Source organism: Paraburkholderia caffeinilytica (assembly GCF_003368325.1).
GTDB lineage: Bacteria > Pseudomonadota > Gammaproteobacteria > Burkholderiales > Burkholderiaceae > Paraburkholderia > Paraburkholderia caffeinilytica.
The window spans coordinates 4,356,199-4,383,068 of the sequence record NZ_CP031467.1; the positions used below are offsets into that span (position 1 = coordinate 4,356,199).

18 protein-coding genes are annotated in these 26,870 nt (G+C 63.1%); 10 read left to right on the plus strand and 8 right to left on the minus strand.

Annotation, left to right across the window (positions count from 1 at the left end; translation table 11 throughout):
- Positions 1-10 precede the first annotated feature (10 nt).
- From DSC91_RS35780 to DSC91_RS35795, 4 genes are all read left to right on the plus strand, one after another.
- Entirely contained in the window at positions 11-1,246 is a 1,236-nt protein-coding gene (locus tag DSC91_RS35780; RefSeq protein ID WP_115783167.1) for a glycosyltransferase, read from the plus strand.
- A 3-nt stretch (positions 1,247-1,249) separates the two neighbouring features.
- Positions 1,250-2,710, plus strand: coding sequence for a glucose-6-phosphate isomerase (locus tag DSC91_RS35785; protein ID WP_115783168.1), 1,461 nt, complete (start codon positions 1,250-1,252; stop codon positions 2,708-2,710).
- Entirely contained in the window at positions 2,707-3,936 is a 1,230-nt protein-coding gene (locus tag DSC91_RS35790; RefSeq protein ID WP_175172040.1) for a glycosyltransferase family 4 protein, read from the plus strand. The genes DSC91_RS35785 and DSC91_RS35790 overlap by 4 nt, the downstream gene beginning before the upstream one ends.
- Before the next feature lie 109 nt (positions 3,937-4,045).
- Positions 4,046-5,212: a glycosyltransferase family 4 protein gene (locus tag DSC91_RS35795; protein ID WP_115783169.1), complete on the plus strand. Its 1,167-nt coding sequence runs from the start codon at positions 4,046-4,048 to the stop codon at positions 5,210-5,212.
- Positions 5,213-5,310: 98 nt separating this feature from the next.
- On the opposite strand, the gene gmd is transcribed toward DSC91_RS35795, so the two are convergent.
- From gmd to DSC91_RS35810, 3 genes are read right to left on the minus strand one after another with little or no spacing between them, the layout of a single operon-like run.
- Positions 5,311-6,354, minus strand: coding sequence for a GDP-mannose 4,6-dehydratase (gmd, locus tag DSC91_RS35800; RefSeq protein WP_115783170.1), 1,044 nt, complete (start codon positions 6,352-6,354; stop codon positions 5,311-5,313).
- A 54-nt stretch (positions 6,355-6,408) separates the two neighbouring features.
- On the minus strand, positions 6,409-7,140 hold the full coding sequence (locus tag DSC91_RS35805) for an SGNH/GDSL hydrolase family protein (protein WP_115783171.1): 732 nt from the start codon (positions 7,138-7,140) through the stop codon (positions 6,409-6,411).
- Positions 7,137-8,225: an acyltransferase family protein gene (locus DSC91_RS35810; protein WP_115783172.1), complete on the minus strand. Its 1,089-nt coding sequence runs from the start codon at positions 8,223-8,225 to the stop codon at positions 7,137-7,139. Before DSC91_RS35810 ends, DSC91_RS35805 begins: the two co-directional genes overlap by 4 nt.
- 696 nt (positions 8,226-8,921) lie before the next feature.
- Here DSC91_RS35810 and DSC91_RS35815 point away from each other — a divergent pair.
- From DSC91_RS35815 to DSC91_RS35825, 3 genes are all read left to right on the plus strand, one after another.
- A complete protein-coding gene (locus DSC91_RS35815) occupies positions 8,922-11,123 on the plus strand; it encodes an NHL repeat-containing protein (protein WP_115783173.1) in 2,202 nt (733 codons plus the stop codon).
- A gap of 106 nt (positions 11,124-11,229) precedes the next feature.
- Positions 11,230-12,696, plus strand: coding sequence for a flippase (locus tag DSC91_RS35820; protein WP_115783174.1), 1,467 nt, complete (start codon positions 11,230-11,232; stop codon positions 12,694-12,696).
- A complete protein-coding gene (locus DSC91_RS35825; protein WP_115783175.1) occupies positions 12,693-15,140 on the plus strand; it encodes a glycosyltransferase family 4 protein in 2,448 nt (815 codons plus the stop codon). Before DSC91_RS35820 ends, DSC91_RS35825 begins: the two co-directional genes overlap by 4 nt.
- A gap of 169 nt (positions 15,141-15,309) precedes the next feature.
- On the opposite strand, the gene DSC91_RS35830 is transcribed toward DSC91_RS35825, so the two are convergent.
- On the minus strand, positions 15,310-18,126 hold the full coding sequence (locus DSC91_RS35830; RefSeq protein ID WP_115783176.1) for an enterotoxin A family protein: 2,817 nt from the start codon (positions 18,124-18,126) through the stop codon (positions 15,310-15,312).
- Between the two features lie 136 nt (positions 18,127-18,262).
- Positions 18,263-19,456 carry an acyltransferase family protein gene (locus DSC91_RS35835; protein WP_115783177.1) on the minus strand — a complete coding sequence of 398 codons (1,194 nt, stop codon included), beginning with the start codon at positions 19,454-19,456 and terminating at the stop codon, positions 18,263-18,265.
- A gap of 241 nt (positions 19,457-19,697) precedes the next feature.
- Between DSC91_RS35835 and DSC91_RS37975 the strand changes: the two genes are divergently transcribed.
- Positions 19,698-19,841, plus strand: coding sequence for a hypothetical protein (locus DSC91_RS37975; protein ID WP_167470542.1), 144 nt, complete (start codon positions 19,698-19,700; stop codon positions 19,839-19,841).
- A gap of 303 nt (positions 19,842-20,144) precedes the next feature.
- On the plus strand, positions 20,145-21,059 hold the full coding sequence (gene galU / locus DSC91_RS35840; protein WP_115783641.1) for a UTP--glucose-1-phosphate uridylyltransferase GalU: 915 nt from the start codon (positions 20,145-20,147) through the stop codon (positions 21,057-21,059).
- Between the two features lie 346 nt (positions 21,060-21,405).
- Here the strand turns inward: galU and DSC91_RS35845 are convergent, their stop codons facing one another.
- Positions 21,406-23,580 carry a malate synthase G gene (locus tag DSC91_RS35845; RefSeq protein ID WP_115783178.1) on the minus strand — a complete coding sequence of 725 codons (2,175 nt, stop codon included), beginning with the start codon at positions 23,578-23,580 and terminating at the stop codon, positions 21,406-21,408.
- A gap of 102 nt (positions 23,581-23,682) precedes the next feature.
- Entirely contained in the window at positions 23,683-24,087 is a 405-nt protein-coding gene (locus tag DSC91_RS35850) for a heme-binding protein (protein ID WP_115783179.1), read from the minus strand.
- A gap of 358 nt (positions 24,088-24,445) precedes the next feature.
- Here DSC91_RS35850 and DSC91_RS35855 point away from each other — a divergent pair, with 358 nt between their 5' ends.
- Positions 24,446-25,321 carry an MOSC domain-containing protein gene (locus tag DSC91_RS35855; RefSeq protein ID WP_115783180.1) on the plus strand — a complete coding sequence of 292 codons (876 nt, stop codon included), beginning with the start codon at positions 24,446-24,448 and terminating at the stop codon, positions 25,319-25,321.
- Between the two features lie 153 nt (positions 25,322-25,474).
- Here DSC91_RS35855 and cobA read toward each other — a convergent pair whose 3' ends face one another.
- The gene (gene cobA / locus DSC91_RS35860) at positions 25,475-26,302 is read right to left on the minus strand and encodes a uroporphyrinogen-III C-methyltransferase (RefSeq protein WP_115783181.1); all 828 of its coding nucleotides are present in this window, start codon (positions 26,300-26,302) and stop codon (positions 25,475-25,477) included.
- Positions 26,303-26,870 lie beyond the last annotated feature (568 nt).

Consider the following 26,870-nt stretch of genomic DNA (forward strand, 5'->3'; position numbering starts at 1 on the left):
GAGTGTCTGCATGAGTACGAAAGTTCACGTTCATCTGTTTTACGGCGCCGACCCGCGCTTTTACCGGCCGGGTGACAACATCGGCTGCCTGTACGGCTATCACCATGCCGAATCCGACGCGTTCAGGCTGACCTATTCGCAGGACGCGCGCGAAAGCAAACCGGTGCGTTTGCTGCGCCGCGCGCTGAAGGCGGCGCTCGGGTTCGACTTCATCCATACGTGGCGCAATCGCGACGAGATGCTGCGCTCGGACGTGATCTGGACGCATACCGAGCAGGAATGGCTATCCGCCGCTCTGATGCTGCTGCTGAGCGGCCGCAAGGCGGGCGCTAATGCCAGCCCCTTGCTGTTGGCGCAAAGCGTGTGGCTGCTCGATAAATGGCCTTCCTATGGGATTCTGCGCAGCTGGCTGTATCGCAAGCTGATGACGCGCGCCGACCAGCTGACTACGCTCGCCACTGAAAACGCCGAACTGTGCCAGCGCTATTTCAAGCGCGACGCGAAACCGCTCCTGTATGGCCTGAACACGCAGGACTTTCCCGTGAAGGCGCCCACGGAGTGGCAGCCGCACACGCCGATCCGTATCGCCGCCATCGGCAACGATCGCGACCGCGACTGGGAGACGCTCATCAAGGCGTTCGGCAACGATGCGCGCTACACGGTCAAGCTCGCGACACGCCGGCGGATTCCCGCTTCGCTGCGCGCGCCGAACGTCGAGATCGCGTTGTTCTCCGGCATCAGGAAGCAGCACGAACTTTACGACTGGGCCGACGTGATCGTCGTGCCGCTGCGGCCGAATTCGCACGCCTCGGGCATCACCGTGATGCTGGAAGCGGCGGCGGTCGGCAAGCCGATGGTGGTCACCAACGTCGGCGCGTTGCAGGATTATTTTCCGGCGGGCGAGGCGGCGTATATCCCGCCGTTCAACCCACAGGCGTTGCGCGAGGCGGTGGACCAGCTCGCCGCCTCGCCCGCGGACGCGTTGCGCCAGGCACAGGCCGCGGCGGCCGGCTTGCTGTCGCGCGATCTGACCACGCGGAACTATGCGATGCAGCACGTGAGAATTACGCAGGAGATGCTGCGGGCGCGCGTTGCGTCGCGCGGACGCGTGACGGCCGGTGCTGCCGATGCCGACACAGTGGCAACGGTGCCGCGTGCCGCCGTGAACCAACCGGCGCGCGTTCGCGCGGGCAGCCACGCGCAAGGCCAACGCCCTGGCCCGCGCGAATCACGCGGAGGTCTCTAAACGATGTCGACGATTGCGCGAGGCGGCGATAACGCGGAGCGGGTCCTGTCCGGCGCCCGCAAGGAGTGGCTGCCGGAGGCCTTGCTGTGGCTGATCACCGTGATGTTGATCATCGCGCATCAGGGCACGGTGCTTACGCTCGGTTTTCCTGTGCTCGCGATCCTGACGGGCCTGTGGCTTTACTTCAAGAGCCCGGCGCGTTACATCGGCTTCATGTGGTGGCTGTGGTTCCTGAGCCCGGAAGTGCGGCGTCTCGCCGACTGGTCCAAAGGCTCGTTCACGCCGACCAGCCTGATCCAGGTCGCGCCGCTAGCGGTGACGATGATCAGCGCGTTTTCCCTGCTGCGTTACTACAAGGTGCTGTCGCAGCGGCGCGGCTTGCCGGTGCTGCTGATTCTGATGGGACTCGCCTATGCGTTCATGATCGGCGTGATGTCGAGCGGGCCGCTCGCCGCGACCTATGACCTTGCGAACTGGCTCTATCCGATCCTGATCGGCTTTCACATCATGGCGCACACGCGTCAGTACCCGAAGTATCGCGACACCATCGTCAGCACCTTTATCTGGGGCATGCTCGCGATGGGCGGCTATGGCCTGATCCAGTTCTTCATCATGCCGCCGTGGGACGCGCTGTGGATGCTCGGCTCGCAGATGAATTCGCAAGGCGACCCCGTGCCGATGGGCGTGCGCGTGTTCAGCACGATGAACTCGTCCGGACCGTTCGCGTTCGCCATGATGGGCGCGATGGTCTACGTGATGGCGGCGAAGCACCGCGTGCGGTGGGTCGCGGCGGCGCTGGGCTTCTTTTCGTTCGCGCTGAGCCTCGTGCGTTCGACGTGGGGCGGCTGGGTGATCGCGCTCCTGATCCAGTTGGTCAAGGCGAACAACAAGGTGCGCGTGCGGATCGTGGCGAGCGCGGTGCTGCTTGCCGGTCTTTGCGTGCCGCTGCTCACGGTCGGCCCCGTCGCCGAGCGGATGCAGGCCCGCCTGAACACGCTCGTCAACCTGAGCGACGACCAGAGCTACGCCGCGCGTAACGAGTTCTACGCGACCTTCGCGAAGACGGCGTTTACCGACGTCTCCGGAGAAGGCATGGGCGCGACCGGCACCTCGACCAAGCTCTCGAACGACGGCGGCCAGCTCGGCCAGTACGGCAACTTCGACAGCGGTGTGATGAACATCCCATTCGTGCTCGGCTGGCCCGGCACCTTGCTCTACATGTCCGGCATCGTGTGGCTGGTGGTGCGGGCGGCGCTCGCGTCGTTCAAGCTGCGCAACGACAAATTCGTTTCCGCCTGCCTGAGCCTCAGTCTCGCGACCTTCGCGATGCTGGTGTTCACCAATTCGCTGGTCGGCACCGGCGGGCTGCTGCTTTTCATGAGTGTTTTTTCGATCCTATCCGCGGTGCACTACGAAAAGATGAACCGCAGACGCACGCTATTTTTCCACGGAGGCACTGATTGAGAGTCGCCATTGTCACGCACGTCGTGCGCCATAACGACGGCCAGGGGCGCGTCAACCACGAGATCGCGCGCGCCGCCCTCGAGGAAAACATCGGCGTGACGCTGGTCGCGTCGCACGTTGCGCCGGACCTGCTCGCGCATCCGAACGTCCGCTGGGCGCCGGTGAAGATCGGCCGCTGGTGGCCCACCAATCTGCTGCGCCAACAGGTGTTCGCGTTCAAAAGCGCGCTATGGCTGCGCGCGCATCGCCGCGAATTCGACGTGCTGCACGTGAACGGCTTCATCACGTGGATGCCCGCCGACGTCAACACCTCGCACTTCGTGCATAGCGGCTGGTTCGGCAGCAAATACTACCCGTTCGGGTTCACGAAGGGCGTGTGGTCCGCGTATCAGTCGGTTTATACGCGCTGTAACGCATTGCTCGAACGCTGGGCTTACCGGCGCTCGAAGGTGATTACGGCGGTGTCGCAAAAGGTCGCCGACGAAATTCGCGCGATCGGGTTGACGCCTCATAACCGGGTCGACGTGATTTACAACGGCGTCGATACGCAAGGCTTCGCGGCCGCCACCGGCGACCGCGCGAAATTCGGCTTGCCGGCGGACGCGTTCCTGCTGCTGTTCGTCGGCGACCTGCGCACGCCGCGCAAGAACCTCGGCACGGTGCTGCAGGCGCTCAAGCATTTGCCCGAGCACGTGCAGATCGCGGTGGCCGGGTTCCTGCCGGGCAGCCCGTATCCGGACGAGGCGAAGGCGCTCGGCATTGCGCATCGCGTGCATTTTCTTGGGCTGGTCAAGGAAATGCCGGTGCTGATGCATTCGGTCGATGCGTTCGTGTTTCCGTCGCGCTACGAAGCGATGAGCTTGTCGCTGCTCGAAGCGATGGCCGCAGGCCTGCCGGTGGTCACGGCGCGCACGGCGGGCGGTGCTGAAATCATCACGCCGGAGTGCGGCATCGTGCTCGACGACCCGGACGATCCCAAGGCATTGGCGGGCGCCGTCGCGCGTCTTGCGGAAAACGACGACGCGCGCCGCGCGATGGGCGCCGCCGCCAACGAACTCGCAACCGGCTTCGGCTGGGCGCGGATGGCCGCGCAATACATCGCGCTGTACCGGCAACTGGCGGGACAGCAGAAGGACCGCCGGCGCAGCGAAGCCGAAGCCGCGGTGGTCGCCAAGACCGATGCGCTGACGCTGAACACGCTGGCCGGACAGAAGGGCGCGGAATGATCCACTACAACGCACACAACGCACACAACGCACACAACGCACACAACGCACACAACGCACACAACGCACACAACGCACACAACGCACACAACGCACAGGGGCAACAATCATGACGACGAGTTCAATCAAATCGCTGCAGATCGGGATGCACTGGTTTCCCGAGCGCGCGGGCGGCCTCGACCGCATGTACTACTCGCTGGTCGGCGCGCTGCCGGGCGCGGGCGTCGCCGTGCGCGGCGTGGTAGCCGGCTCGCCGAAAGTGGCTGCGGACACCGGTGGCGCGATCAACGGCTTCGGCTCCGCCGCGCAATCGCTGCCGCTGCGCCTGATGGCGGCACGCCGCGCGCTGCGCCATGAGATCAGCACCTCGCGTCCCGACGTGATTTCATCGCACTTCGCGCTGTACACGTTTCCGGGTCTCGACGTGACGCGCGGCATTCCGCAGGTCTCGCATTTTCAGGGACCATGGGCCGACGAGAGTCACGTGGAAGGCGCCGATTCGCTCGGCCAGCGCGCCAAGCGCTATCTGGAACAATCGGTGTATGCACGCTCGTCGCGCCTGATCGTGTTGTCGGAGGCGTTCGGCAAGATTCTGACGTCGCGCTATCGCATCGCCCCGGACCGCGTGCGCGTGGTGCCGGGCTGCGTGGATGTCGAGCAGTTCAATCTGCCGATCACGCCGGCCGAAGCGCGTCTGAAGCTGCAACTGCCGCAAGACCGGCCGATCGTGCTGGCCGTGCGGCGTCTGGTGCGCCGCATGGGCCTCGAAGATCTGATCGATGCGGTGAAGTTGCTCAAGCGCACGGAGCCCGATGTGCTGCTGCTGATCGCGGGCAAGGGGCGGCTCGAAGGCGAGTTGCAGGCGCGTATCGCCGAGGCGGGCCTCGAGAACAACGTGAAGCTGCTGGGCTTCGTGCCCGACCAGCATCTGGCTGCGCTGTACCGGGCGGCGAATATCAGCGTGGTGCCGACGGTGGCGCTGGAAGGCTTCGGGCTGATTACCGTCGAATCGCTGGCGTCCGGCACACCGGTGCTGGTGACGCCGGTGGGCGGCCTGCCTGAAGCGGTGGCGGGTTTGTCGCCGGATCTGGTGTTGCCGGCGACGGGCGCGAAGGCGATTGCGGACGGTCTCGCAGGCGCGTTGAACGGTTCACTGAAGTTGCCGGATGCCGAGGCTTGCCGCCGCTATGCGCGCGAGAACTTCGACAATTCGGTGATCGCGAAGCGGGTGGCGTCGGTGTATAGCGAGGCGATTGGGGCGGGCGGGGTGCATTGAAGGCTTCCTGACGCAATAGAAAAAAGGCCTGAATCATTACGTTCAGGCCTTTTTTTACGCGGTTTTTTTACGGCCGCGCGAGCAGCCGCCACTCAGGATCAGAACGTCTCGTGATGCTCGTTCCGGCCAAGGTCCGCATGAACCATCATGTGGCACAGCTGTTCAAGCGTGGTCTCCGGCTTCCAGCCGAGCTTCTCGTGGGCCCTGTCCGCGCAGCCGATCAGCAGGTCCACTTCCGCCGGGCGATAGAACTTCGGGTTCACGCGCACCAGCGTCTTGCCGGTTGCCACGTCGATGCCGGTCTCGCGCTCTTCCTTGCCTGACCATTCGATCTGATAGCCCGCCGCGGCGAAGGCCATGCGCACGAAGTCGCGGACCGTCTCGGTGCGGCCGGTGGCGAGCACGAAGGTATCGGGTTCGTCGGCTTGCAGCATGCGCCACATGCCTTCCACGTATTCGAGCGCGAAGCCCCAGTCGCGCTTGGCGCTCAGGTTGCCGAGCTCCAGCACGTCCTGTTTGCCGAGCTTGATCTTCGCGACGGTGTCGGTGATCTTGCGCGTGACGAATTCGCGGCCACGTAGCGGCGATTCGTGATTGAACAGAATTCCGCTGCTGGCAAACAGGTTGTACGACTCGCGGTAGTTGATGGTCGACCAGTGCGCGAACAGCTTGGCCACGCCATACGGGCTGCGCGGATAGAAGGGCGTGTCCTCGCGTTGCGGCACCGCCTGCACGAGACCGAACATTTCCGACGTCGAGGCCTGGTAGTAGCGGGTCTTCGGATCCAGAATGCGAATGCCCTCGAGCAGATTCAGCGCGCCGATGCCGGTCACTTCGGCGGTCGTCACGGGCTGATCGAACGAGACGCCCACGAAGCTCTGCGCGGCGAGGTTGTACAGTTCGTCGGCCTGCGCGCCTTCGAGCAGGCGCAGCGTCGAGCCCAGATCGGTCAGATCGTGTTCGACCAGACGCAGATTCGGATGGTCGAGCACGCCGAGCTCACGAATGCGCCAGAAGTTGACCGAGCTCGTGCGCCGGTAGGTGCCCGTCACGTGGTAGCCCTTGTCGAGCAGCAGTTTGGTCAGATAGGCGCCGTCCTGTCCGGATACGCCGGTGATGATCGCTTTGCGTGGTTGGCTCATAGCTTGCCTTCGATATTGGAAAAAGAAAAAGAGAAGTGCACCTGAAAAGAAGCGTCAAAGCGCGCCGTCCAGCAGCCGCCGCACCAGCGGATCGACGACCTGAAAATCCTGTTCCGCCTTGAGCCGGTACAAAGCCGGCTTGGGGTGCGCGCCGTCGGACATCAGCGTCTTCCAGTCCGGCAGATTGCTGACGTACGCGAACTGATCGACGAGCGGCACCTGCTGTTCGGCGGCCACGCGGCGCGTCATCGCGACCATCGCGGCGAGCCGCGCGTTCAGGCGGTTGTCGGGCATCGGGTTCGAGGTCTGCAGAACCGGTTCCTTGCCGAGCGCGCGGGCCGTTTTCACGAGGGTGGTTTCGGCCGCGTAAAACTGCTCGGGCGTCTGGTTCTGCATCACTTCGTTGATGCCGTAATTGATCAATACGATCTGCGCGGACGAAGCGGCCAGCCGCTCCTGCCACGGCAGGCCGGCGGTCGGTCCGGCGCGGCGGTTGCCGGTGCCGTCGCGCAACTGGCTGGCCGTCGTGCCGCCCACGCCGTAGTTCGTGACGCGCACCCGTTCGCCGTGCCTCGACTGCAATTCGTCCTGCAGATACGACACGGCGTTTTGCGCCTGCGGTCCGCAGTGGCCGTCGCTGCACGTAATGCCGAGCGTGGTCGAATCGCCGTAGGCGTCCACCAGCACCTGTGGCGCCGGATTGCCGGCATGCGCGTCCAGCGCCAGCGAAACCAGCACTGACGCAGCGGCCGACACGCCCGCGGCGAGCCACGCGCGGCGCCTCATGCGCGGCTTTGCGGCGCTTGCGACGCGCCCCCCGTCACGCTCGCGGCGGACGCATGGGCTTTGCCTGCCGAGCCGAAGATCAAACGTTTCTCGAATGCGAACCACGTGATGCTGGCGTACGCGAGGGTGATCGCGAGTGCCAGCGCGGCGGTCAGATAGCGGTTCAGATGCAGCGGCCACAGCGTGTACAGCACGCTCAGGTGGATCAGATAGATCGTGTAGCTGATCGTGCCGATGTAGACCAGCACGGGGTTGCACAGCAGCCGCTTGACGATGCCCTTGCTTTGCAGGGCGATGACCACGACGGACGTACACAACACCAGCGAAACGCTATAGAGCGCAGCGTTCGAGAGCGGCGTATTGGCCGCCCGGAAGCGCGGATAGTGCAGATGCAGCCACGCCAGCACGGCGAGCGCGGCGAAAAAACCAAGCACCGCGAGGCCCTTGAACGGTTCGAGTGCATGGCGATCGCGCCGCACGGCGACGGCGAGCAGCGCGCCGGCCGCCAGCAGGTCCATGCGGAACGGCGTCAGGTAATAGATTGGCCAGAACGAATCGAACCAGGGCGTGGCGAGCGCGCGCAGCACCGGCACCAGCACGATCAGCGCCGCCGCCACGTAGCCGAGCACGCGCTCGGGCAGCAACAGGATCACGAACGGCCAGAAAATATAGAACTGCTCTTCGACCGCCAGCGACCACAGCACATTCAGGCTGTCGTGACCGCTTTGATTGAGCGCGTCGCCGATATTGGTCGCGAAGAACGCATACCACTGCCAGTGCTCCGCCCAGCCGAAGCCGAACAGAATCGACGACACCACCATCAGCAACAGATAAGGCGGCAGGATGCGCCGCGCCCGGCGTGCGTAGAAATAGCCGAAATACGACTGCTGACGCGCCTTGCGCTCGAGCAGGATGCCGGTAATCAGAAAACCGCTCAAAACAAAAAACAGATCGACACCCATCCACAGCGGCGCTTTCAAGGCGTGCTGGGCGAATACCGCGAGCACGGCGATAGCGCGCAAACCGTCGAGCTGCACGATGCGGCGAGAGTGAGAAGGCGCTAAGGGCAGTGCGCTGGCAGTCATGAACCGTCCATGGTGTGAAGCGGATGGGCCGGGCGAAGGATCGCGCGAGCCCTCTCAGCGTTCTCAAGTCAGGAACAGGGCTTGAGGGCAAGGGCGCGCTCGCTTCGCGTCGCAACGGAAGTGAATTCGATTCTAGGGAAAAGAAATTGATGAAAAAACGGGAATGAAATGGATAAATGAATCAGATTGCAACAGGGTGTTTCGTTATTCATTCTCAATGGATTTTTATGCTTGTGTCCCGAGCTTGTCGCAATCCGTAAGAAGTGCAGCCGGAATCAGTCTGTGTCGGTAAGGATGGGGCGCAAGCATGCGGCGGGACGCACGCCTCCGCGGTTATTTTCATTTAATCTATTTTTAAATCATTTTCTTTCACAACGCTTAAAGCGCTGAATATTTTTGAATTATTTTCGATTTTCGTCGCGGCATTCTTTCCGCGTAATGTGAGCCGTGTGGACTGCGTGGCCAGGGAGGGTGCGTGCGTCACGCGCCTCGCGTTCGTGTTCGTCCGGACCCGCGTGTGAATGAGGGCGCCGCGTCGAATCTGCTTTCCAGGCCCTGTCTTATACGTCGTGTCTTGCGGGAATCAGTCTCGTGTTCTTACGCCGCTTCTAGCGGCCTCAGCCGTTATCTCACTGGATTTTGCATCCGCGCGGGTCGTTGCCCGTTCGCGGCACGGCCCGGATTGGAGGAATAACTTTGGCCCGTTTCACGTTCAAAACCTGGATTGCTGTGTTCGCCTGTGCGGCCGGAATGACGGCGGCATCGGTCAGCTTCACGGCATCCGCGCAAACCGTGTTGAACGCGAAAAATTCCTGGATCGGCAACACCTTCGGTTTCGGCGACGGCACGTGGGCGCAGATCAATATCACCGCGATTGCGGTCGCGCCCGACGGCAAGGTCTATACGAACGCGCCGTGGGACGAGAGCGGCGCCGAAGCGAGCGTCTACCAGAACGGCAAGATGCTCGGCTTCGCGGGCGGCACGCATGGCTGGGGCAACGGCGGCGGCAGCGCGATCGCGGTGAATCGCAAGTACGCCTTCGTGGCGATCGCCGTCGGCAACGAGAAGGGACGTCTGGTCGAGCAGGGCGTGTGGCCGGAGAAGGGCAAGCAATGGTTCGGCATTTCGCGTCGGCAGATCGCCGATCCGAAACGCGCCGCACCGTTCCAGCCGGCCGCGAAGAGCGCCGATCCGCATGCGCAACTGGCAGCCGGCTTTCTGATGATGAATGAAGTGCCGACCGGCACGAGCGCCGAAATCGGCGGTTTGGCGGCGAACGACACCACGCTCTACGCGGCGAACACAGCGCGCGATCGCATCGAAGTGTACGACGCGGAATCGATGCAGCAGAAATCGACCTGGACCGTGCACGAGCCGGGCCGTATCGCGCTCGCCCCCGACGGCACGCTCTGGGTGTTGAGCGGCACGCGCAACGACAAGGCGCCACAGGTGGAGCACTACACCGCCGCAGGCAAGCGCATCGACGAAACGTTCACGCTGCCCGCCGATACGGTCGCGGTCGATATCGCTTTGGATGCGCAAGGCCGCGTTCTGATCGCGGACAACGGCCCGCGCCAGCAGGTGCTGTTCTTCAGCAAGAGCAATGGCCGTTATGCGGAGTCGGGCTCGCTCGGTGAACGGGGTGGCATTTTCAGCGGCGTCGCCGGCAAGCCGGGACCGCAGCGCTTCAATGGTTTGACGGGTGTGGGCGTGGATGCGCGCGGCAACGTCTACGTGTCGACCAACGGCATCGGACCACGTTACGACCCGATCGGCGCGGGCCTCGGCGCCACGCTCGAAAGCTATGCGCCGGACGGCAAGCAGAACTGGCAGGTGCAGGGCTTGTTGTTCGTGGACGGCGCATGGATCGATCCGTCGCGTCCGGACAGCGTCTATACCGGCAACAAGCGCTTCGAACTCGATCCCTCGAAGCCCGCGGGACAGGACTGGAAATATGCGGGTTTTCTGTCGAACCGTTTCAAGTATCCCGACGACCCCGTCTTTCATACCGATCAATATCCCGGCTTGCCGATCGCTCGCAAGTTGAAGGGGCACACGTTCCTGTACCTGACCGACATGTACGCGGACCACCTGAAGATCTATCGCTTCGACCCGCAGCACGACGGCGAGACGGCGATTCCCTCGGGCTTCATCGCCGGGCGTGAGCGCGCGGTCGCCAAGGTGCCCAATGCGCCGCCGGGCGGCGACTGGATCTGGCGCGACGTGAACGGCGACGGCAAGTTCAACACCGACGAATTCACGCTCAACACGAGCGGCACGAAGCTCGCGGGGGGCTGGGGCTGGTGGGTCGACAACGCCGGCGACATCTGGCGCACCCGCGATAACAAGGGCATTTACCGCTTCCGCTTCGGCGGACTCGATGCGAAGAGCAACCCCATCTACTCGTATTCGAACCTGACGCAGTACCCGGTGCCGCAGCCCTTCACCGAACTGCATCGCGCGATCTACGAGCCCGACACCGACACGATGTATGTGACGGGCTACACGCCCGATACGCCGGTGGATCGCGGCTTCTGGAAAGAAGTGGGGCGTGTGCTGGTGCGCTACGACAAATGGTCGAGCGGCAATCCGGTGCAGCGTTATTCGATCACGCTGCCGTGGACCACGCAAACCAAACCCATCGCCACGATCATCGGCCTCACGGTCGAGGGGCAATACCTCTTCGGCGTCGAGCCTGTCGGTGCGGTGCACGTGTGGGACAAGGACAGCGGCAAGGAGATTGGCGTGATTCGTCCAGGCCCGGAAGTGGGCGGCGCGTCGGGCTGGGTCGACGTGCCTAACGGCATCAGCGCCGCGAAGCGCGGCAATGGCGAGTACCTGGTGTTCGTCGAGGAAGACGCGCGCGGGAAAGTGATGATGTATCGCTGGAAGCCCTAACGCAAAGTAAGGCAACGCAACGCATGGCATGACCGTATTTTTTCACCACTTTTTTCGCCACTTTTTGCGCAATACCAGGCAAACGTAGTCAAATCCAAGGCATCCGATGGACAAAGGCATTCTCAAGAACGTAGCGATCAACTTCTTCGGGCTGGTACTGCCGACCTTCGTCTCGCTCGTGACCGTGCCGTCGTATATCAAGCTGCTCGGCGTCGAGCGCTACGGCGTGATCAGTCTCGTGTGGACCCTGATCGGCTACTTCGGGATTCTCGATCTCGGCATGAGCATGGCCGCGCAGAATCACATCTCGAAGGCGCGCGCCTCGGGCGACAAGGACGAGAGTGCGCGCGTGTTCTGGAGCGCGACGTGGCTCAATCTCGCGACCGGCGTGATCGGCGGCCTGATCATCTATTTCGGCGCGTTTCTGTACACCGCGTACTTCACCAAGGTGTCGCCCGAGTTGCAGCATGAGGTCTACATGGCGCTGCCGTGGCTCGCGGTGGCGATTCCGATTGCCAATGTGTCGTGGGTGTTCGCCGGGGCGATCAACGGCGCGGAGCGCTTCGGCGTCTACAACACCAATCAGACCATCGGCACCTTTCTGTTCCAGTTGCTGCCGCTCGGTGCCGCGCTGTGGCTAGGGGCGACCCTGCAGAACGTGCTCGCCGCAGCGGTGTTCGCGCGGATTCTCGCGGCGATTCTGCTGGGCCGCTCCGCGCTGAAGGTGCTGGACATCCGCAGCGTTCTGCCGCCGCAGCTTGGCGTGGCCAAGGGACTCTTCAACTTCGGCGGCTGGATGCTGATCGCGAGCGTCACCAACATGATCGCCGAATCGCTCGATCGCGTAATGCTCGGCACGAGTCTCGGCGCGCGTTTCGTCACTTACTACACGGTGCCGCAGAACCTCGTGACGCGTCTGAATATCGTGCCGACCGCGCTGGTGCGCACGTTGTTTCCACGGCTCTCGGCCGTGGGCCGCGCGGATGCGGACACCATCACGCGGCAATCGCTCGAATTCCTTAACGGCGTGTTCACGCCGGTCGCGCTGGTCGCGATGCTGGTGCTCGAACCGTTCCTGCATCTGTGGGTCGGCAACGAGATCGCCACCGTGGCCGCGCCGGTGGGCCGGATCATGATCGTCGCCGTGTGGCTCGTCGGCCAGGCGAACGTCACGCGGATTCTGATCCAGTCACAGGTCAATCCGGCCACCGCCGCACGCGTCGGCTTGTTCGAATTGCCCTTGTTTGCAGGGGCATTGTGGCTCGGCATCAGCCATTTCGGTCTGACCGGCGCGGCGATGGCCGTGGCCGGCCGGGCGCTCTTCGACTACGCCGTGCTGCTGCGGCTGTCGGCGATACACGCACGCCAGATCGCGCTCGACATGCTTGCCCACCTTGCTTTTCTGCTGGCCAGCCTGTGGCTCGCCAGCTTCCTGCCGAATCTCGCTATCGCGATCGTCGCCGGCCTGTTGATGGTAGGCGCGAACGTCGCCTGGTCGATCACGATGACACCCGCTTTGCGCGATCTTGCGCGTTCACTGCTGTTGCGACTGAATCCGAGGAAAAGCGCATGAACCACGAAGTCCTTGAAGAAGCCGTGCTGCAACCCGCGACGCGCAGCGCGCTGGCTGAACTCACCACCGTTCCCGGCGTTCAGACGCCGTCGCGCCGCGCGGCCGTGCGTGGCGACAAGACTGTGCGCATCGCGATCGTGCACGACTGGCTCGTCACCTATGCGGGCGCCGAGAAGGTGCTCGAGCAGATCGTCGCGTGCTTTCCGGACGCGGACCTGTTCAGCCTCGTCGATTTTCTCGACGATCGCAGCTTTTTGCGCGGCAAGCCGGTCACGACCTCGTTCATCCAGAAGCTGCCGCGCGCGCGCACCAAATACCGCACGTATCTGCCGCTGATGCCGCTCGCGATCGAGCAGCTCGACGTCTCGGCCTACGACGTGGTGATATCGAGCAGCCACGCCGTCGCGAAAGGAATTCTCACCGGTCCCGACCAGGTGCATATCAGCTATGTGCATTCGCCGATTCGCTATGCGTGGGATCTGCAGCACCAGTACCTGGAGCAGTCGAAGCTGACCGCCGGCCCGAAGTCCGCAATGGCGCGGCTGATTCTGCACTACATCCGCAACTGGGATATCCGCACGTCGAATTCGGTGGACGGCTTCGTTGCGAACTCCGACTTCATCGCGCGGCGGATCAGGAAGGTTTATCAGCGCGAGGCGCAGGTGATCTTTCCGCCTGTCGACGTCGAAGCGTTCGCGCTGTGCACCGACAAGGATGATTTCTATCTGACCGCCTCGCGAATGGTGCCGTACAAGAAGATCGACCTGATCGTCGAAGCGTTCGCGCAGATGCCCGAACGCAAGCTGGTGGTGATCGGCGACGGCCCCGACATGCAGAAGATCCGTGCAAAGGCAGGGCCGAATGTCGAGATCATGGGCTATCAGCCGTTCAAGGTGCTCAAGGAAAAAATGAGCCGCGCGAAAGCTTTCGTGTTCGCCGCGGAAGAAGACTTCGGCATTTCAGTGGTCGAAGCGCAGGCGTGTGGCACGCCGGTGATTGCCTACGGCAAGGGCGGAGCGCTTGAAACGGTGCGCGATCTGACCGAGTCGCGGCCCACCGGCATGTTCTTCGACGAGCAGAACGTCGAGTCGATCATAGCGGCGGTCGAGCGTTTCGACGGCCACATAAAGCGTTTTTCGCCGGCGGATTGCCGCGCGAACGCCGAGCAGTTCTCGGCCGCGAATTTCCGCGAGCGTTTCTTCGCCCACGTTCGGGCTTCGGTGCCCGCATTGCGCTCGGCGACGCTGCCGCCGTACGTCCCCTACAAAGCAGAGCCGGGTGCCGACGCACCGCGCATTCTCGCGGTCGACCAGAGCGGCGTGCTCGGCGGCGCCGAGCTGTCGCTGCTGGAAATCGTCAAGGCGTTGCGCTCGCGCATCGAAGTCGTGCTGTTCGACGACGGCCCATTCCGCACCGCTCTGGCCAAAGCCGGCGTGACGGTCAACGTGCTGGATGCCGGCGCGTTGCGCAATGTGCGCAAGCAGGGCGGTTCGCTGCCGAAGGGCCAGGCGCTCAAGGGTTTGCTGTCGCTCGTGCGTGCCACCGCGAAACGCGCGCGCGACGCCGAGGTGATTTACGCCAACACCCAGCGCGCGATGGTGATCGGCGCGATTGCCGGCAAGCTCGCGAGGCGGCCGGTGGTCTGGCATCTGCGCGATATCGTGAGCCCCGAGCATTTCGGCGGCAAGCAGCTGGCGATCATCAAGTGGTGCGCGCGCCTCGGTCTCACGCACGTGATCGCCAATTCGGCGGCCTCCGCCCGCGCCTTCGCGGAGCTCACGCAGTTCGACAAAAAGCGTATCGACGTGGTGTTCAACGGCATTTCCGCGACACCGTTCGACGCCTTGCGCACGGTCCCGCAAGCGACGCTGCGCCAGCGCCTGAACCTGCCGCAGGATGCGTTCCTGGTCGGCTCGTTCAGCCGCCTCGCGCGCTGGAAGGGCCAACACGTTTTGCTCGAAGCGATGGTCCTCAATCCGCAGATGCATGCGGTGCTGGTGGGTGCGCCGCTGTTCGGCGAGGACGCGTACGAGATCGAACTGCATGCTTTCGTCGCCGCGCACAACCTGGGTGGCCGGGTGCATTTCCTCGGCTTCCAGCACGATATTCCGGCTTGCATGTGCGCGGTCGATGCCGTTGTCCACACGTCGATCACGCCGGAGCCGTTCGGCCGGGTGATCGTCGAGGGGATGCTGGCGCAGCGGCCGGTGGTGGCGGCACGCGCGGGCGGCGTGCTGGAGATCATCGACGATTACGAGAACGGCGTGCTATGCACCCCCGGCGACGCGCATGGTCTCGCCGATACGCTCGCCGAGTTGCGCTCGAACGACGACCTGCGCAACCGGCTGGTCAGGAACGGCTATCAGACGGCGTTGAGCCGCTTCGGGACCGCGACCTATGTGGAAGGTGTCGAGCGGATTCTGAAGCGCGTGGCGGGGCGTTGAGGGGCCTGCGCGGGCGGTTGAGCGGCTGAATTAAGGCGAGGGTAGACAGGAACCCGGTCGGTTCCTATCGTTAGCGTGGCCGAGAGAAAGTCGGTATCGATCCGACCTCGGTACTCTCGGCCGCGCATCTCGTTATCGACGCGACATCACGCTCAAGGCCATCAGCATCTCACATGTACTTCTGCCCCGTTTGCTGGTACAGCGTCCCGTCGCGCTTCTCGTTGTCCAGCATACGCTGCCACGTTCGGGAGGGCGTATCGTAATTCGACGAGATGTCGTTTTGCAGTATGGCGTACGTTTCGTGACCGGTCGCCGGGTCGATCCGCGCTCTCCATACCGGTGTGCCTCCCAGCGTGCGCACCTCAAGCGTATCCGGGCCGCTTGCCACCGCGTAGAAACCATCCTTGAACAGCCATGCAGCGTTATGTCCGGCAAGCCATTTGCGCGCGGCGGCAGCATCGCCCTGTGCGATGTGATCCGGATAAAACATGAAGTTGTCGCCGTCATGCGACTTCACGCCAGGCACGCTGGTGACGAAATGCGAGGTGCCGTCAGGTAGCGCGCTGTCCGGGTTGTCGTAGAACCGATAGAGCTGCTCAGGACTGCCGGCTGTGGAGTTCCTGAACGCGGCAAGAGGGACCGGCGGCTGCACCGTATTTCCGGACGAATCACTGAACGTCCAGCTCTGCCGCTGCAGCAGACCGGACCTCCCTTGGGGCGTCTCGACAAAGGGCGTATAGGCGAAGGCTCCTTCCGTGAGCAATTTGCCGTCTTCAGCGTGAATCAGCGCGCCACTCCTGGGATCATGTACAAATACCCCGTTGAGGCTGTTGCTGCCCGGGTTTGAGCCGATGTAGGCGTTCCCGTTGCCGTCAATGCGCAGCACCTTGTTGTTATCGCTTGCCAGATGGATGCGGCCGTCGTCGTCCATGCGGAATTGATCGCCTCCGCTATTGGCCGCCGACCGGTCAATGGAGGGATAGCCCGCAGTAAAGTTCAGCCGCACCGGATGGCTGGCGCCGTTGTTGCCCCCCCATGCCGGCCAGATGGTCACCGGACCTTGATAGTCGAGGTGATGCGCCTGGTCGTTCACCCTTTGCTGGATATCGGCGTTCGCATGCTGGTAGAACCTCGCCTGCGCCAGCGCGGGATTCTCGTTGGGCCGGTAGAGCGTTTTGCCGTCCTGCTGGAACGGGGTGACGAACGGACGATGGTCGGCGTCTGCCCACGCCGGGTTGTCCGGCGAGAAGCTCGCGAGCTGCGGCCGCTTGCCGGCAGTGCGGGTCTGGTCGTATATGTCGTAGCGGTAGTCCGGGTTGGCGACATACTGCTCCAGCTTACCGTTCCCGTACTTCTGCCAGCCGCGGATCTGCGTGTAGTCGATATGGCCCATCGCGGCGACTTCGCCGTTGTGCGGGTCCAGGGCGTGCTCGCTGCCAAGACTGCCCGGTACGTCGACCATGTTGGGCGATGGGGCGACGTAATAGATGTAGCCTTCCTTCTTGTCTGTCGCATCGATACGCGCTTGCGCCTGATCCCGGGCGGTGAACGTGCCAACGTAGCCGCCGCCGTCCGTCGCGGCCGGGTTGCCTGCCATGATGGCGTCGTGAAGGTCGAGGCTGACGTTGCGCAGCTGGGTGTCTGCGACCGAAAAGCCCTGCTGCTTCCTGAGCTCGTCCGGACTCGTCTGGGACGGGCGGAAGAGCGCGAACGGATGATCCGGGCTGTCGGCGCCGGTGGATCGCTTGAGCTCGGTATGCCGTCCGCCATCCCAGCCCGACGGACCCGGCTGATCGAAGTCGGGCAGCGGAGGTAACTGGGTGGGATCCGTCTGTGAGGGTACGGGAACCCATTCAGGGGCGTAAACATCAAGTCTGGCGTTCAGCATCGCCCGCTCGAACTCCGGATCGAAACCCGGGTAAGGTTGCAACGTGCTCGTATCACCGAAGTAGAACGTCTCTATCCCTTCAATGCCGCCATATGCCTTATAGCCATCCGTGTAGAGCCGATTGACGGCTGTAGCCAGTGCTTCAAAGCCCCGATAGCTGAACGTTCCTTGATTCGAGTCGTAAAGCTGGTACTCATCGTTCCGATAGTCCGCCGACGGGTTCACGTGCTGGATAAGTACCACATGGCCCTTATCCTCATCTAGCTGGAGACCCAGGTACGCGAACCTGTCCTGCAGTGTGCCCACTCCATCTCGACTCGGTTGCGGAGTCGAAAAGTGTTCTCTCAAATCCTCGACGGTGCCTTTGCCATCCCTTGGGCGCCCATCGCCCCGTATTTCGTAGCCCGGCGCATTGCCGGGCGGGCCATATTCGGCTATATCCTGCAGGCAGTGAATGTCCAATAGCGTTGACTCCCGCGTGGCAGGGTCGCGAAGCCGTTGATAAGTAACATTTGTTGCTCCCATCAGGTCGTGCGCTTGACCGTCGAACAATACATGCATATTTGCAAAAGCCAGGCCCACGCAATGGGCGGGCAGTGAGTCCGGCTGCCCGGTCGCTGCTTCGAGCTGGCGAATAGTGATGCCGTCGCTTCTTGCCGCGGAAGTCGCGTAAGCCTGGCGGGTCTGCTCATTCTGTTCGACAGGTGAAGGTGTTTGCCGTTTGACTCGCCCGCCAGCAGGGCTCGCATGGGAGAGGGGGGCTGCAACGCTGGATGTGGGTGCGCGCTGGTACGTGAGCACCTTTGCAGTCGGCGTTCTGGACGTTACGCTCCGAATTCCTGCGGGGTTGTTCCGCTTGTCCCCTCCGGTTGCCGGGCTACCCTGCGGGTCCTGAAATGACGGGCCTTGTGTTCGCTGATTCACGAGCGGGCCACCTGACGTTGCGTTCGACGGCTGCTGGTTCATCTGCTGCCGGGACGCAACGTTATCCCGCTTCACCGCTGCTTCCTGCTGAGTATTTGCGGAATCGCCTTGCCCCGCGCTGGTGTCCGGATCGTTGAAAGGGGTGGGGCCGTAACCTACTAGTGAAACTGTCATCGTTGCACCTCACTGGTTTCTCACAGGATTGCGCCGTCCCCTATGGGGGGCGAGGCAAGTGTGACAATCAAACCAGACGCGGCGAAACGACAGGTAGTGCCGGGATAAGCAAAAAGAGAGACCGCAAAACCTCTCCCTATCGCGACTTAAAACTCGCCGACCACTTCATCGCAGGCAACTCGACCAGCCGGTAGAACACGTAAGCCACCGGCACCGCCACCAGCATGTAACCGAACGACGGCCAGATCGACATCTGCAGCGACGACCGGAACAGCACCGACGACAGCAGCACGAAGATCGGCAGATGGATCAGATACAGCGAAAAGCTGAAATCCCCGAAGCGCGACAGGACGCGCATGCCGGCCGAATCGGCTGTACCACCCTGAGGGCGCTCCAGCGCCTTATACAGGTAGAACGCGAAGCCAAGTGCCCAGAACTGGAAAGCCCCATATTGCCCGTAACGGAACGCCACGCAGCCAAGCGCGACGAATACCACGGCGAGCACATAGAGCCAGACCGGAGAACGGACATCCGGCGCAGTGCGGGCCTTTGCGTCGGCGATCCACGCGCCAAGCATCCACGAAAACCAATAGGACGTGAAGAACTGGATATCGTGGCGCTCGAGCACATAGGCTGAAACCACGTTGATCACCGCGACGATCGCCAGCACGGAAGTCACGCCCAGGCGCCGGCGCAGCGCGAACAGCAGCGGATAGATCGCGTAGAACTGCACTTCGAGCGATAGCGTCCAGAGCGCGCCGTTCGACCCGAACGTCTTGCCGGCCACGCCTTGCAGCGAAAACAGGTTGACGAGGAATGCCTGCAGGCCGATTTCGCGGATCTTGTGATTGACCGGCGGCAACTGCAAGCTGACCCAGTCGAGTGCCAAAGTCAGCACGAGCGCCGCAAGCAGCACCGGATAAATGCGCGCGAAACGGCGCACCCAGAAATTGCCGGTGTCGAGCCGGTAGTCGGGATTTTTTGCGAGGCGCAGCGCGCCGCCGCGATGAATGCAGTAGCCGCTGATCACGAAGAAAATCGGCACCCCCGCCGAGCCCCACGCAATCGGGAAGGTCAGATAGGCGGCAATCGTGCTCAGACCGAATGAGTGGCCGACGCTTTGGTGAAAGGTCTGCATGCCGACCCATTCGACCTGCCGGCAATGAAAATACGCGACCAGCAGCGCGGCGAAGCCGCGCATGGCGTCGATCACATGTTCCTTGCCGGCGCTGTCGGCGCGCGTTTCGCTCTGCGCGCGCGGCGCGGCGGCCGGACGTGACGGGGAAAGGGGCAAGGATGAGCCGGCGGCATCCAGTGCTGAGTCGCTCATGCGCGGTCCTTATTCTGAAAGAAGAAAAGCTTACGCCCGGGCACGCCGTGCGCGCCCGCGGTGCATCACATGCTAGTGCACGGCGGAGGCAAAAAAATCGATAAAAAAAGCGTGGCGAATCGAATTAAATGGCGATTTTGTGACGAATTGTAATTGAGCATAAGCGCTTGCTACATCGAATTATTTGCTGCTTTTGTTGTGCTAATTTAAGACACGGAATCTCTTGACCCGAGGTGAAGTCATGAACCTGCATTTACTCGCCGGCATCGCCGTGCTGCTGATCCTTGTCGCCGCCTCCGCCTACCGGGAGGCGCTGCGCAACGAGCCGATCCGCCGTTTTCGAATGAACCCGAACAAACTGCCCCAACTCGACGAGAACGAATGATCGGTGTCCGAAGTGCTCTGACCCCTGCGAGATTCGGGTCCGGACGCGCTTGAGGCCGTCCGCGACCCGCTTCGCCGGATGCGTAAATTTTTCGGGATTCCCGAAAATAATTCAAGGCGATCACGTAATTGTTTCCTGATGGATGCCGCGATCCGGCATATCGAAAGCGAATCGATTTATTTATTTGAATCGAAAAAATTCACGCGTGAAATGGATTAATTTTTTGTTAGTCTTTTCGGCGACATTGAGTGGCCGCCAGGCCCGCGAACACACTAATTTCTAACCGATGTGGGAATGCCTACCATGCTGAAAGTCACCAAAGCCGTGTTTCCCGTAGCGGGCCTCGGGACACGATTTTTGCCGGCTACCAAAGCAAGCCCCAAGGAGATGCTGCCGATCGTCGACAAGCCGCTGATTCAGTACGCGGTTGAAGAGGCGATTGCCGCCGGCATCACCGAGATGATCTTCGTGACGGGCCGCAGCAAGCGCGCCATCGAAGATCACTTCGACAAGTCTTACGAGATCGAAGCCGAACTCGAGGCGCGCAATAAGCAGAAGCTGCTCGATCTCGTGCGCAGCATCAAGCCGGCCAACGTCGACTGCTTCTATGTGCGTCAGGCTGAAGCGCTCGGTCTGGGGCACGCGGTGCTGTGCGCCGAGAAACTGGTGGGCGAGAGCCCGTTCGCCGTGATCCTGGCTGACGACTTGCTGCATAGCTCGAAGCCGGTGATGAGCCAGCTCGTCGACACCTTCAATCACTATCACAGCTCGGTGATCGGCGTCGAAACCATCGCGCGAGAAGACAGCCGCTCGTACGGTGTCGTGGATGGCCGCGAGTGGGAAGACAACGTGATCAAGCTGTCGGGCATCGTCGAAAAGCCGGCGCCGGACAAGGCGCCGTCGAACCTCGGCGTGGTGGGCCGCTACGTGCTGATGCCGACCATCTTCAAGCATATCCGCGCGCTCAAGCCGGGCGCGGGCGGTGAGCTGCAATTGACCGATGCGGTGCAATCGCTGCTGACGGAAGAGCAGGTGCTCGCGTACCGCTACTTCGGCACGCGCTTCGATTGCGGCAGCAAGCTCGGCTATCTGAAGGCGACGGTGGAATTCGCGCTGCGCCATCCGGAAGTGAAGGCGGAATTCGAGGCGTATCTGCAAACCTATCTGCAGGCGAATCAGGCCGGCGCGTCGGCGCAGTACACGGCTGAAGCGGCTTAAAACGGCTTAAAACTGCTTTAATCGGCTTCAGTGCCCGGAGACCGAGGAGACGAAGGCTTCTTCGGAAGCCTGAAGATTTCAGGCGGTTCTAGTTCAGGCACGAGCGCATGGCGCTAATCGATCGCACGAATGCGTCGTCGATCAGCGCTGCTCGAACGCACTGGCTGGTTTCACCGCCGCAAACGCGTCACGCAGAAGCAACGCGCAGCACTACCGCGCAAATTAAAACGGGCGCCGCATGTTGCGGCGCCCGTCTTTCTTTCCGGCCGGGTTCGCGGCTGGAACTCAGGCGGGCCCGAAAGATCGAGCCTTCGAGCCTGATACCCAAGCCCCGCGCAACAAACGCTTACCGGGCCTTCTTCACTTCCAGCCGGAACTTATGCAGTAACGGTTCCGTATAGCCGCTCGGCTGCTCACGTCCTTCGAAAACCAGCGTCTGCGCGGCCTTGAACGCCAGCGTGTCGAAGCCCGGCGCCATCGGCTGATAGTGCGGATCACCCGCGTTCTGCTCGTCGACCACCTTCGCCATGCGCTTGAAGGTCTCTTCGACCAGCTCGCGCGTCACCACGCCGTGGTGCAGCCAGTTCGCAATGTGCTGGCTGGAGATGCGCAGCGTCGCACGGTCTTCCATCAGGCCGACGTTGTGAATGTCCGGCACCTTCGAGCAGCCCACGCCCTGATCGACCCAGCGCACCACGTAGCCGAGAATGCCTTGCGCGTTGTTCTCGACTTCGCTGCGGATTTCGTCCGCGTTCCACTTCGCCTCGGCGACGACCGGAATCGTCAGCAGCCCGTCGAGCAGTTCGTCACGCACGTTCGCGTAGTCCGTGCGTTCGAGTTCCTGCTGAACCGCTTGCACGTCGACCTGGTGATAGTGCAGCGCGTGCAGCGTCGCGGCGGTCGGCGAGGGCACCCATGCGGTGTTCGCGCCGGCCTTCGGATGCGCGATTTTCTGTTCGAGCATCGCGTGCATCAGATCGGGCATGGCCCACATGCCCTTGCCGATCTGCGAGCGGCCGCGCAGGCCCGCGCTCAAACCGACCAGCACGTTGCTGCGCTCGTACGCGGCGATCCATGCGCTCGACTTCATGTCGCCCTTGCGCATCATCGGGCCGGCTTCCATCGCCGAGTGCATTTCATCGCCGGTGCGGTCGAGGAACCCCGTGTTGATGAACGCGACACGCTCGGACGCCTCGCCGATACAGGCGAGCAGGTTGACGCTGGTGCGGCGCTCCTCGTCCATGATGCCCATCTTGATCGTGTTGCGCGGCAGCTTGAGCAGGTCTTCGACGCGCGCGAACAGTTCGCTCGCGAACGCGACTTCAGCCGGCCCGTGCATTTTCGGCTTCACGATATAGATCGAGCCGGTGCGTGAATTCAGCTTGTGCTTGCGGTCGTGCAGCGCGCACAGCGTGGTGACGACGCCGTCGAGAATACCTTCCGGAATCTCCTGGCCGTCTTTCGTCAGGACGGCCGGATTGGTCATCAGATGGCCGACGTTGCGGACGAACAGCAACGAGCGGCCATGCAACGTGACCTTCGACGAACCGTCCGCGCCGGTGTACTCGCGATCGGCATTCAGACGGCGCGTGAAGGTCTTGCCGCCCTTCGTGACTTCTTCCGTCAGGGTGCCGTTCATCAGGCCGAGCCAGTTGCGATAGAGCTGGACCTTGTCGTCCGCGTCGACGGCGGCAACGGAGTCTTCGCAGTCGATGATCGTGCTCACCGCGGCTTCGACCAGCACGTCCTTCACGTGCGCCGAATCGGTCTTGCCGATCGAATCGTTCGCGTCGATCTGGATTTCGAAGTGCAGGCCGTTGTGCTTCAGGAGCACGGCGGACGGCGCGTTCGCGTCGCCCTGATAGCCGATGAACTGCGCCGGCGTTTTCAGCGCGGTCTTGCCGTTCTTCAGCGTGACGACGAGCGTGCCGCTTTCGACGCCATACAGCGTGGCGTCGGCGTGCGAGCCGCTCGCGAGCGGGGCGGCTTCGTCGAGAAACTTGCGGGCATAAGCGATCACCGCGGCGCCGCGCACCGGGTTGAAGGCCTTCTGCTTTTCGGCGCCGTTGGTCTCGGGGATCGCATCGGTGCCGTACAACGCGTCGTACAGGCTGCCCCAACGTGCGTTGGCCGCGTTTAGCGCATAGCGCTGATTCGACAACGGCACGACGAGCTGCGGGCCGGCCTGTTCGGCGATTTCGGTGTCCACGTGGTCGGTCGTGGCGTTGACGCTTGCGGGCGACGGCACGATGTAGCCGATGCCTTCGAGGAAGGCGCGGTACGCGCGCAGATCGCGCACCGGACCCGGATTGGCGCGATGCCAGGTGTCGAGTTCGGTTTGCAGGCGATCGCGCTCGGCCAGCAGCGCACGGTTTTTCGGCGCCAGCTCGTGCACGAGGGCGTCGAAACCTGACCAGAATGCGGCGCTGTCGATTCCGGTGCCGGGCAGGGCTTCGGTTTCGACGAACTGGTCGAGGTTGGCGGCGACTTGCAGTCCACCGCGCGGGTTCATCTGAGTCATCGACTGCTCCATCCTTGAATGGGACCGATGAGGGGGCATCGGTCCGTGTTGTGCTTCGTTCTTATTGCCGCCGCCTTGAACGGATTCCGAGTGGATCCGGACTTAAGCGGCGATTGCCTGAATACCCGCCTTGGCGATTTGCGCGTCCTGATCCGACTTGACGCCCGACACGCCGACCGCGCCGACCACCTGGCCGTCGACGATCACCGGTACGCCGCCTTCCAGCGTGCCTTGCAGCGGCGCGCTCAGGAAGGCCGTGCGGCCGTTGTTGATCATGTCTTCGTATACCTTGGTTTCACGGCGGCCGATCGCCGAAGTGCGGGCTTTTTCCGTCGCGATGTACGCGCTCGCCGGCGCGCTGCCGTCCAGACGCAGCATGCCGAGCTGATGGCCGCCGTCGTCGACCACCACGATGGCGACGGCCCAATGGTTCTTCTCGGCCTCCGCGCGGGCGGCTTCGAGGATTCGGGTCGTTTCGGCAACAGTCAACACGGGTTTGCTCAGCATAATGAATTTCCTGTTTCGTTTATGGTAGGGATGCTTCTACACGTTCCATGCTGTGACTCGATCCACCAGCTCAATCCGCTGATTCAGTCCACCGGCTCAATCCGCTGTTTCAGTTCGCTGATTCAGTCCGGTAAGGCATGGGCGTGCGCGCTTCGCCTGGGCGATTTTACGTCCAAGCGCGGCCGGAAGAAACGATCGCATTGCCCGCCCGGCTTCAGGCAGCGCGTCGAGTCCTGGCGGATTCGGGATCGCGCGGCGCAAACCGTCGCGACGCAGGCGTTCCGGGGCGTACCGCTCAATGCGCCGCTACAATCGGGCATTAACACAGAAAACGCGTGTTCCCCATACCGCCCATATCATGCCAACCATCAGCGAGCTTTTCGTCTATCCAATCAAATCCTGCGCGGGCATTGCGTTGAACCAGGCACGCCTGCTCGCCACGGGCCTCGAATACGATCGATGCTGGATGGTCACCGACCCGAACGGCGCGATGCTCACGCAGCGCGCGTATCCCCGCATGGCGCTGATCGGAGTCGAGCTCGGCGAACATGAGCTCGTGATCCGCGCGCCGGGCATGAGCGAGTTGCGCACGCCGCTCGACGCTGCCGGCCTCAGCGCACCGCAAAAAGTGCAAACCTCGGTCTGGCGCGACGCGGCCTACGGGCTCGACACCGGCGAAACGAGCGCCGCATGGTTTTCAGGCTTTCTCGGCGTGCCGGCGCGGCTTCTGCGCTTCAATCCCGAACGCGAGCGGATTGTCGATCCGGACTACACCGCCGGCGTCGGCGGCGCCACCACGCATTTCGCCGACGGTTTTCCGCTGCTGGTGATCGGCCAGGCGTCGCTCGACGATCTGAACGTGCGCCTGAACAGCAAGGGCGCGCCGTCGATTCCGATCGACCGGTTTCGCCCCAATGTCGTGCTGACGGGACTCGATGCGTACGAAGAGGACTATGTCGAGAGTTTGAGTGTCGAAAGCGCAGAAGACGAGGGCGTGCAACTGCAACTGGTCAAGCCGTGCTCGCGCTGTCCGATGCCGACCATCGATCAGGCGAAGGGTGCGCCCGACCCCGACTGGCCGAACGAACCCACCGACACCATGACCGCCTACCGGGCGAATCCGCAGCGGGGTGGTGCGGTGACGTTCGGCAACAATGCGCTCGTCGCGCGTGGCGCCGGAGCGTGGCTGCGCGTCGGGCAAGCGGTTGAAGCTGAATTGGGCTTTGGCGATTGACACCGGCCACGCCCGGTTGGCGCGGCGAGGATCAACGGCATCGGCACGGGGTTTGACGTACTGATGGTTGAATCCCGAGCCTGACAACTCGCCAGGCTTTGCTGCCGCCGGCCGTTCTCGCAGCATGCCCGGCCCTGCTCACATCGGCGCGATTCACGCGGCTTGCGCGACCCGGTCGTCCGCGACCCGGGCTTCAGTCTGCATGGCGGCCGGGTTCTCGCGCCATTCTTCGCTGCCCTCGCTCCCGCGTTCGACGCTTTCGCCGATCGCGCTTCCCACCAGAATCACCGCCGGGCTGCCGAAGCCTTCGAGCGCGGCGTCGGCGGCCAGTCGATCGAGACGCGTCAACAGACGCCGCTCGTTGGCTCCGCCCGCCCATTGCACGACGGCGGCCGGGGTGTCGGGCGGCAGGCTCGCCAGCAACGCCGTGGCGAGGCTCTCGATGCGCCGCATCCCCATATAGATCGCCAGCGTGGTGCGGGTCGCGGCCAGTGCGGCCCAGTCCGGCTCGCCGTGATCTTCCGTGTGCGCGGTGATGAAGCTCACGCCGTGACAGTGGCGGCGATGCGTCAGCGAAATGCCGAGGCCCGCGGCCGCCGCAAAGCCGGACGAGATGCCGTTGACGATCTCCACGGGAATGCCCGCGCCGCGCAAGGCGGCCAGTTCTTCGCCGGCGCGGCCGAACAGCAGCGCCTCGCCGCCTTTTACGCGCACCACGTGCAAGCCCTTGAGTGCGTAGCGCTGCATCAGGCGCTCGATGAACGCTTGCGGGGTCGAGCGGCAGCCGCCGCGTTTGCCGACGCGAATCACCCGCGCTTGCGGCGCGAGCGTGACGATCTCGGGATTGGCGAGGTCGTCGAGCAGCACGACGTCGGCGCTCGCCAGCGCTTTGGCGGCTTTGAGCGTGAGCAGGTCGAGGTCGCCCGGACCGGCGCTCAATAAGGTGACCTTGCCCGTGCTCTTGCCGATCGTTGTATTCATCGTGATGTCCTTAGCTTTCTCAATGGCTCACGGTAGCCGTACCGTCAGCGCCAAATAAAAACGGCGTCCGCTCGTGATGCTCACGAGGGGACGCCGTTGTCCGTTTGCTGCTCGTTATCGTTGCGCGAGTTGCGCGAAAAGTACGCGGAGCGAAACACCGCGGTCTGAATCACCGGGGTTTGCACCGGGTATGGCCATGGCCTCTCAGGTTTCGCCTCGGGTCCCGTTCGGGTGTTGCGCCGAATTGCACCCGCTCCCGGCTACTTTGCCGGAAGGCTTTCAGCGCTCATTCAGCACTCACTCTCGCAAGTACCAGGCCACCACGCGACAAGGTGCGCCCGAGCCTTGCCAGGCTTGACCGGCAGTCCGGGAAATGCGGCGGCAGCGCATGCTTCGCAGCGCCCCGATCCGCACGCGCACGGTGCTGCGTCGCACCATCCCTGTGCCTCGCTGCATCAAGACGTGCCGTGCACCGCGCCGGCGGCACGCTCGTGTGATTTGTCGCTGAGCCCCGCGCCACGGCGCTGCCGCGGGAATTTCGCACAATTGGCACGGCCTTTGCGTTAAG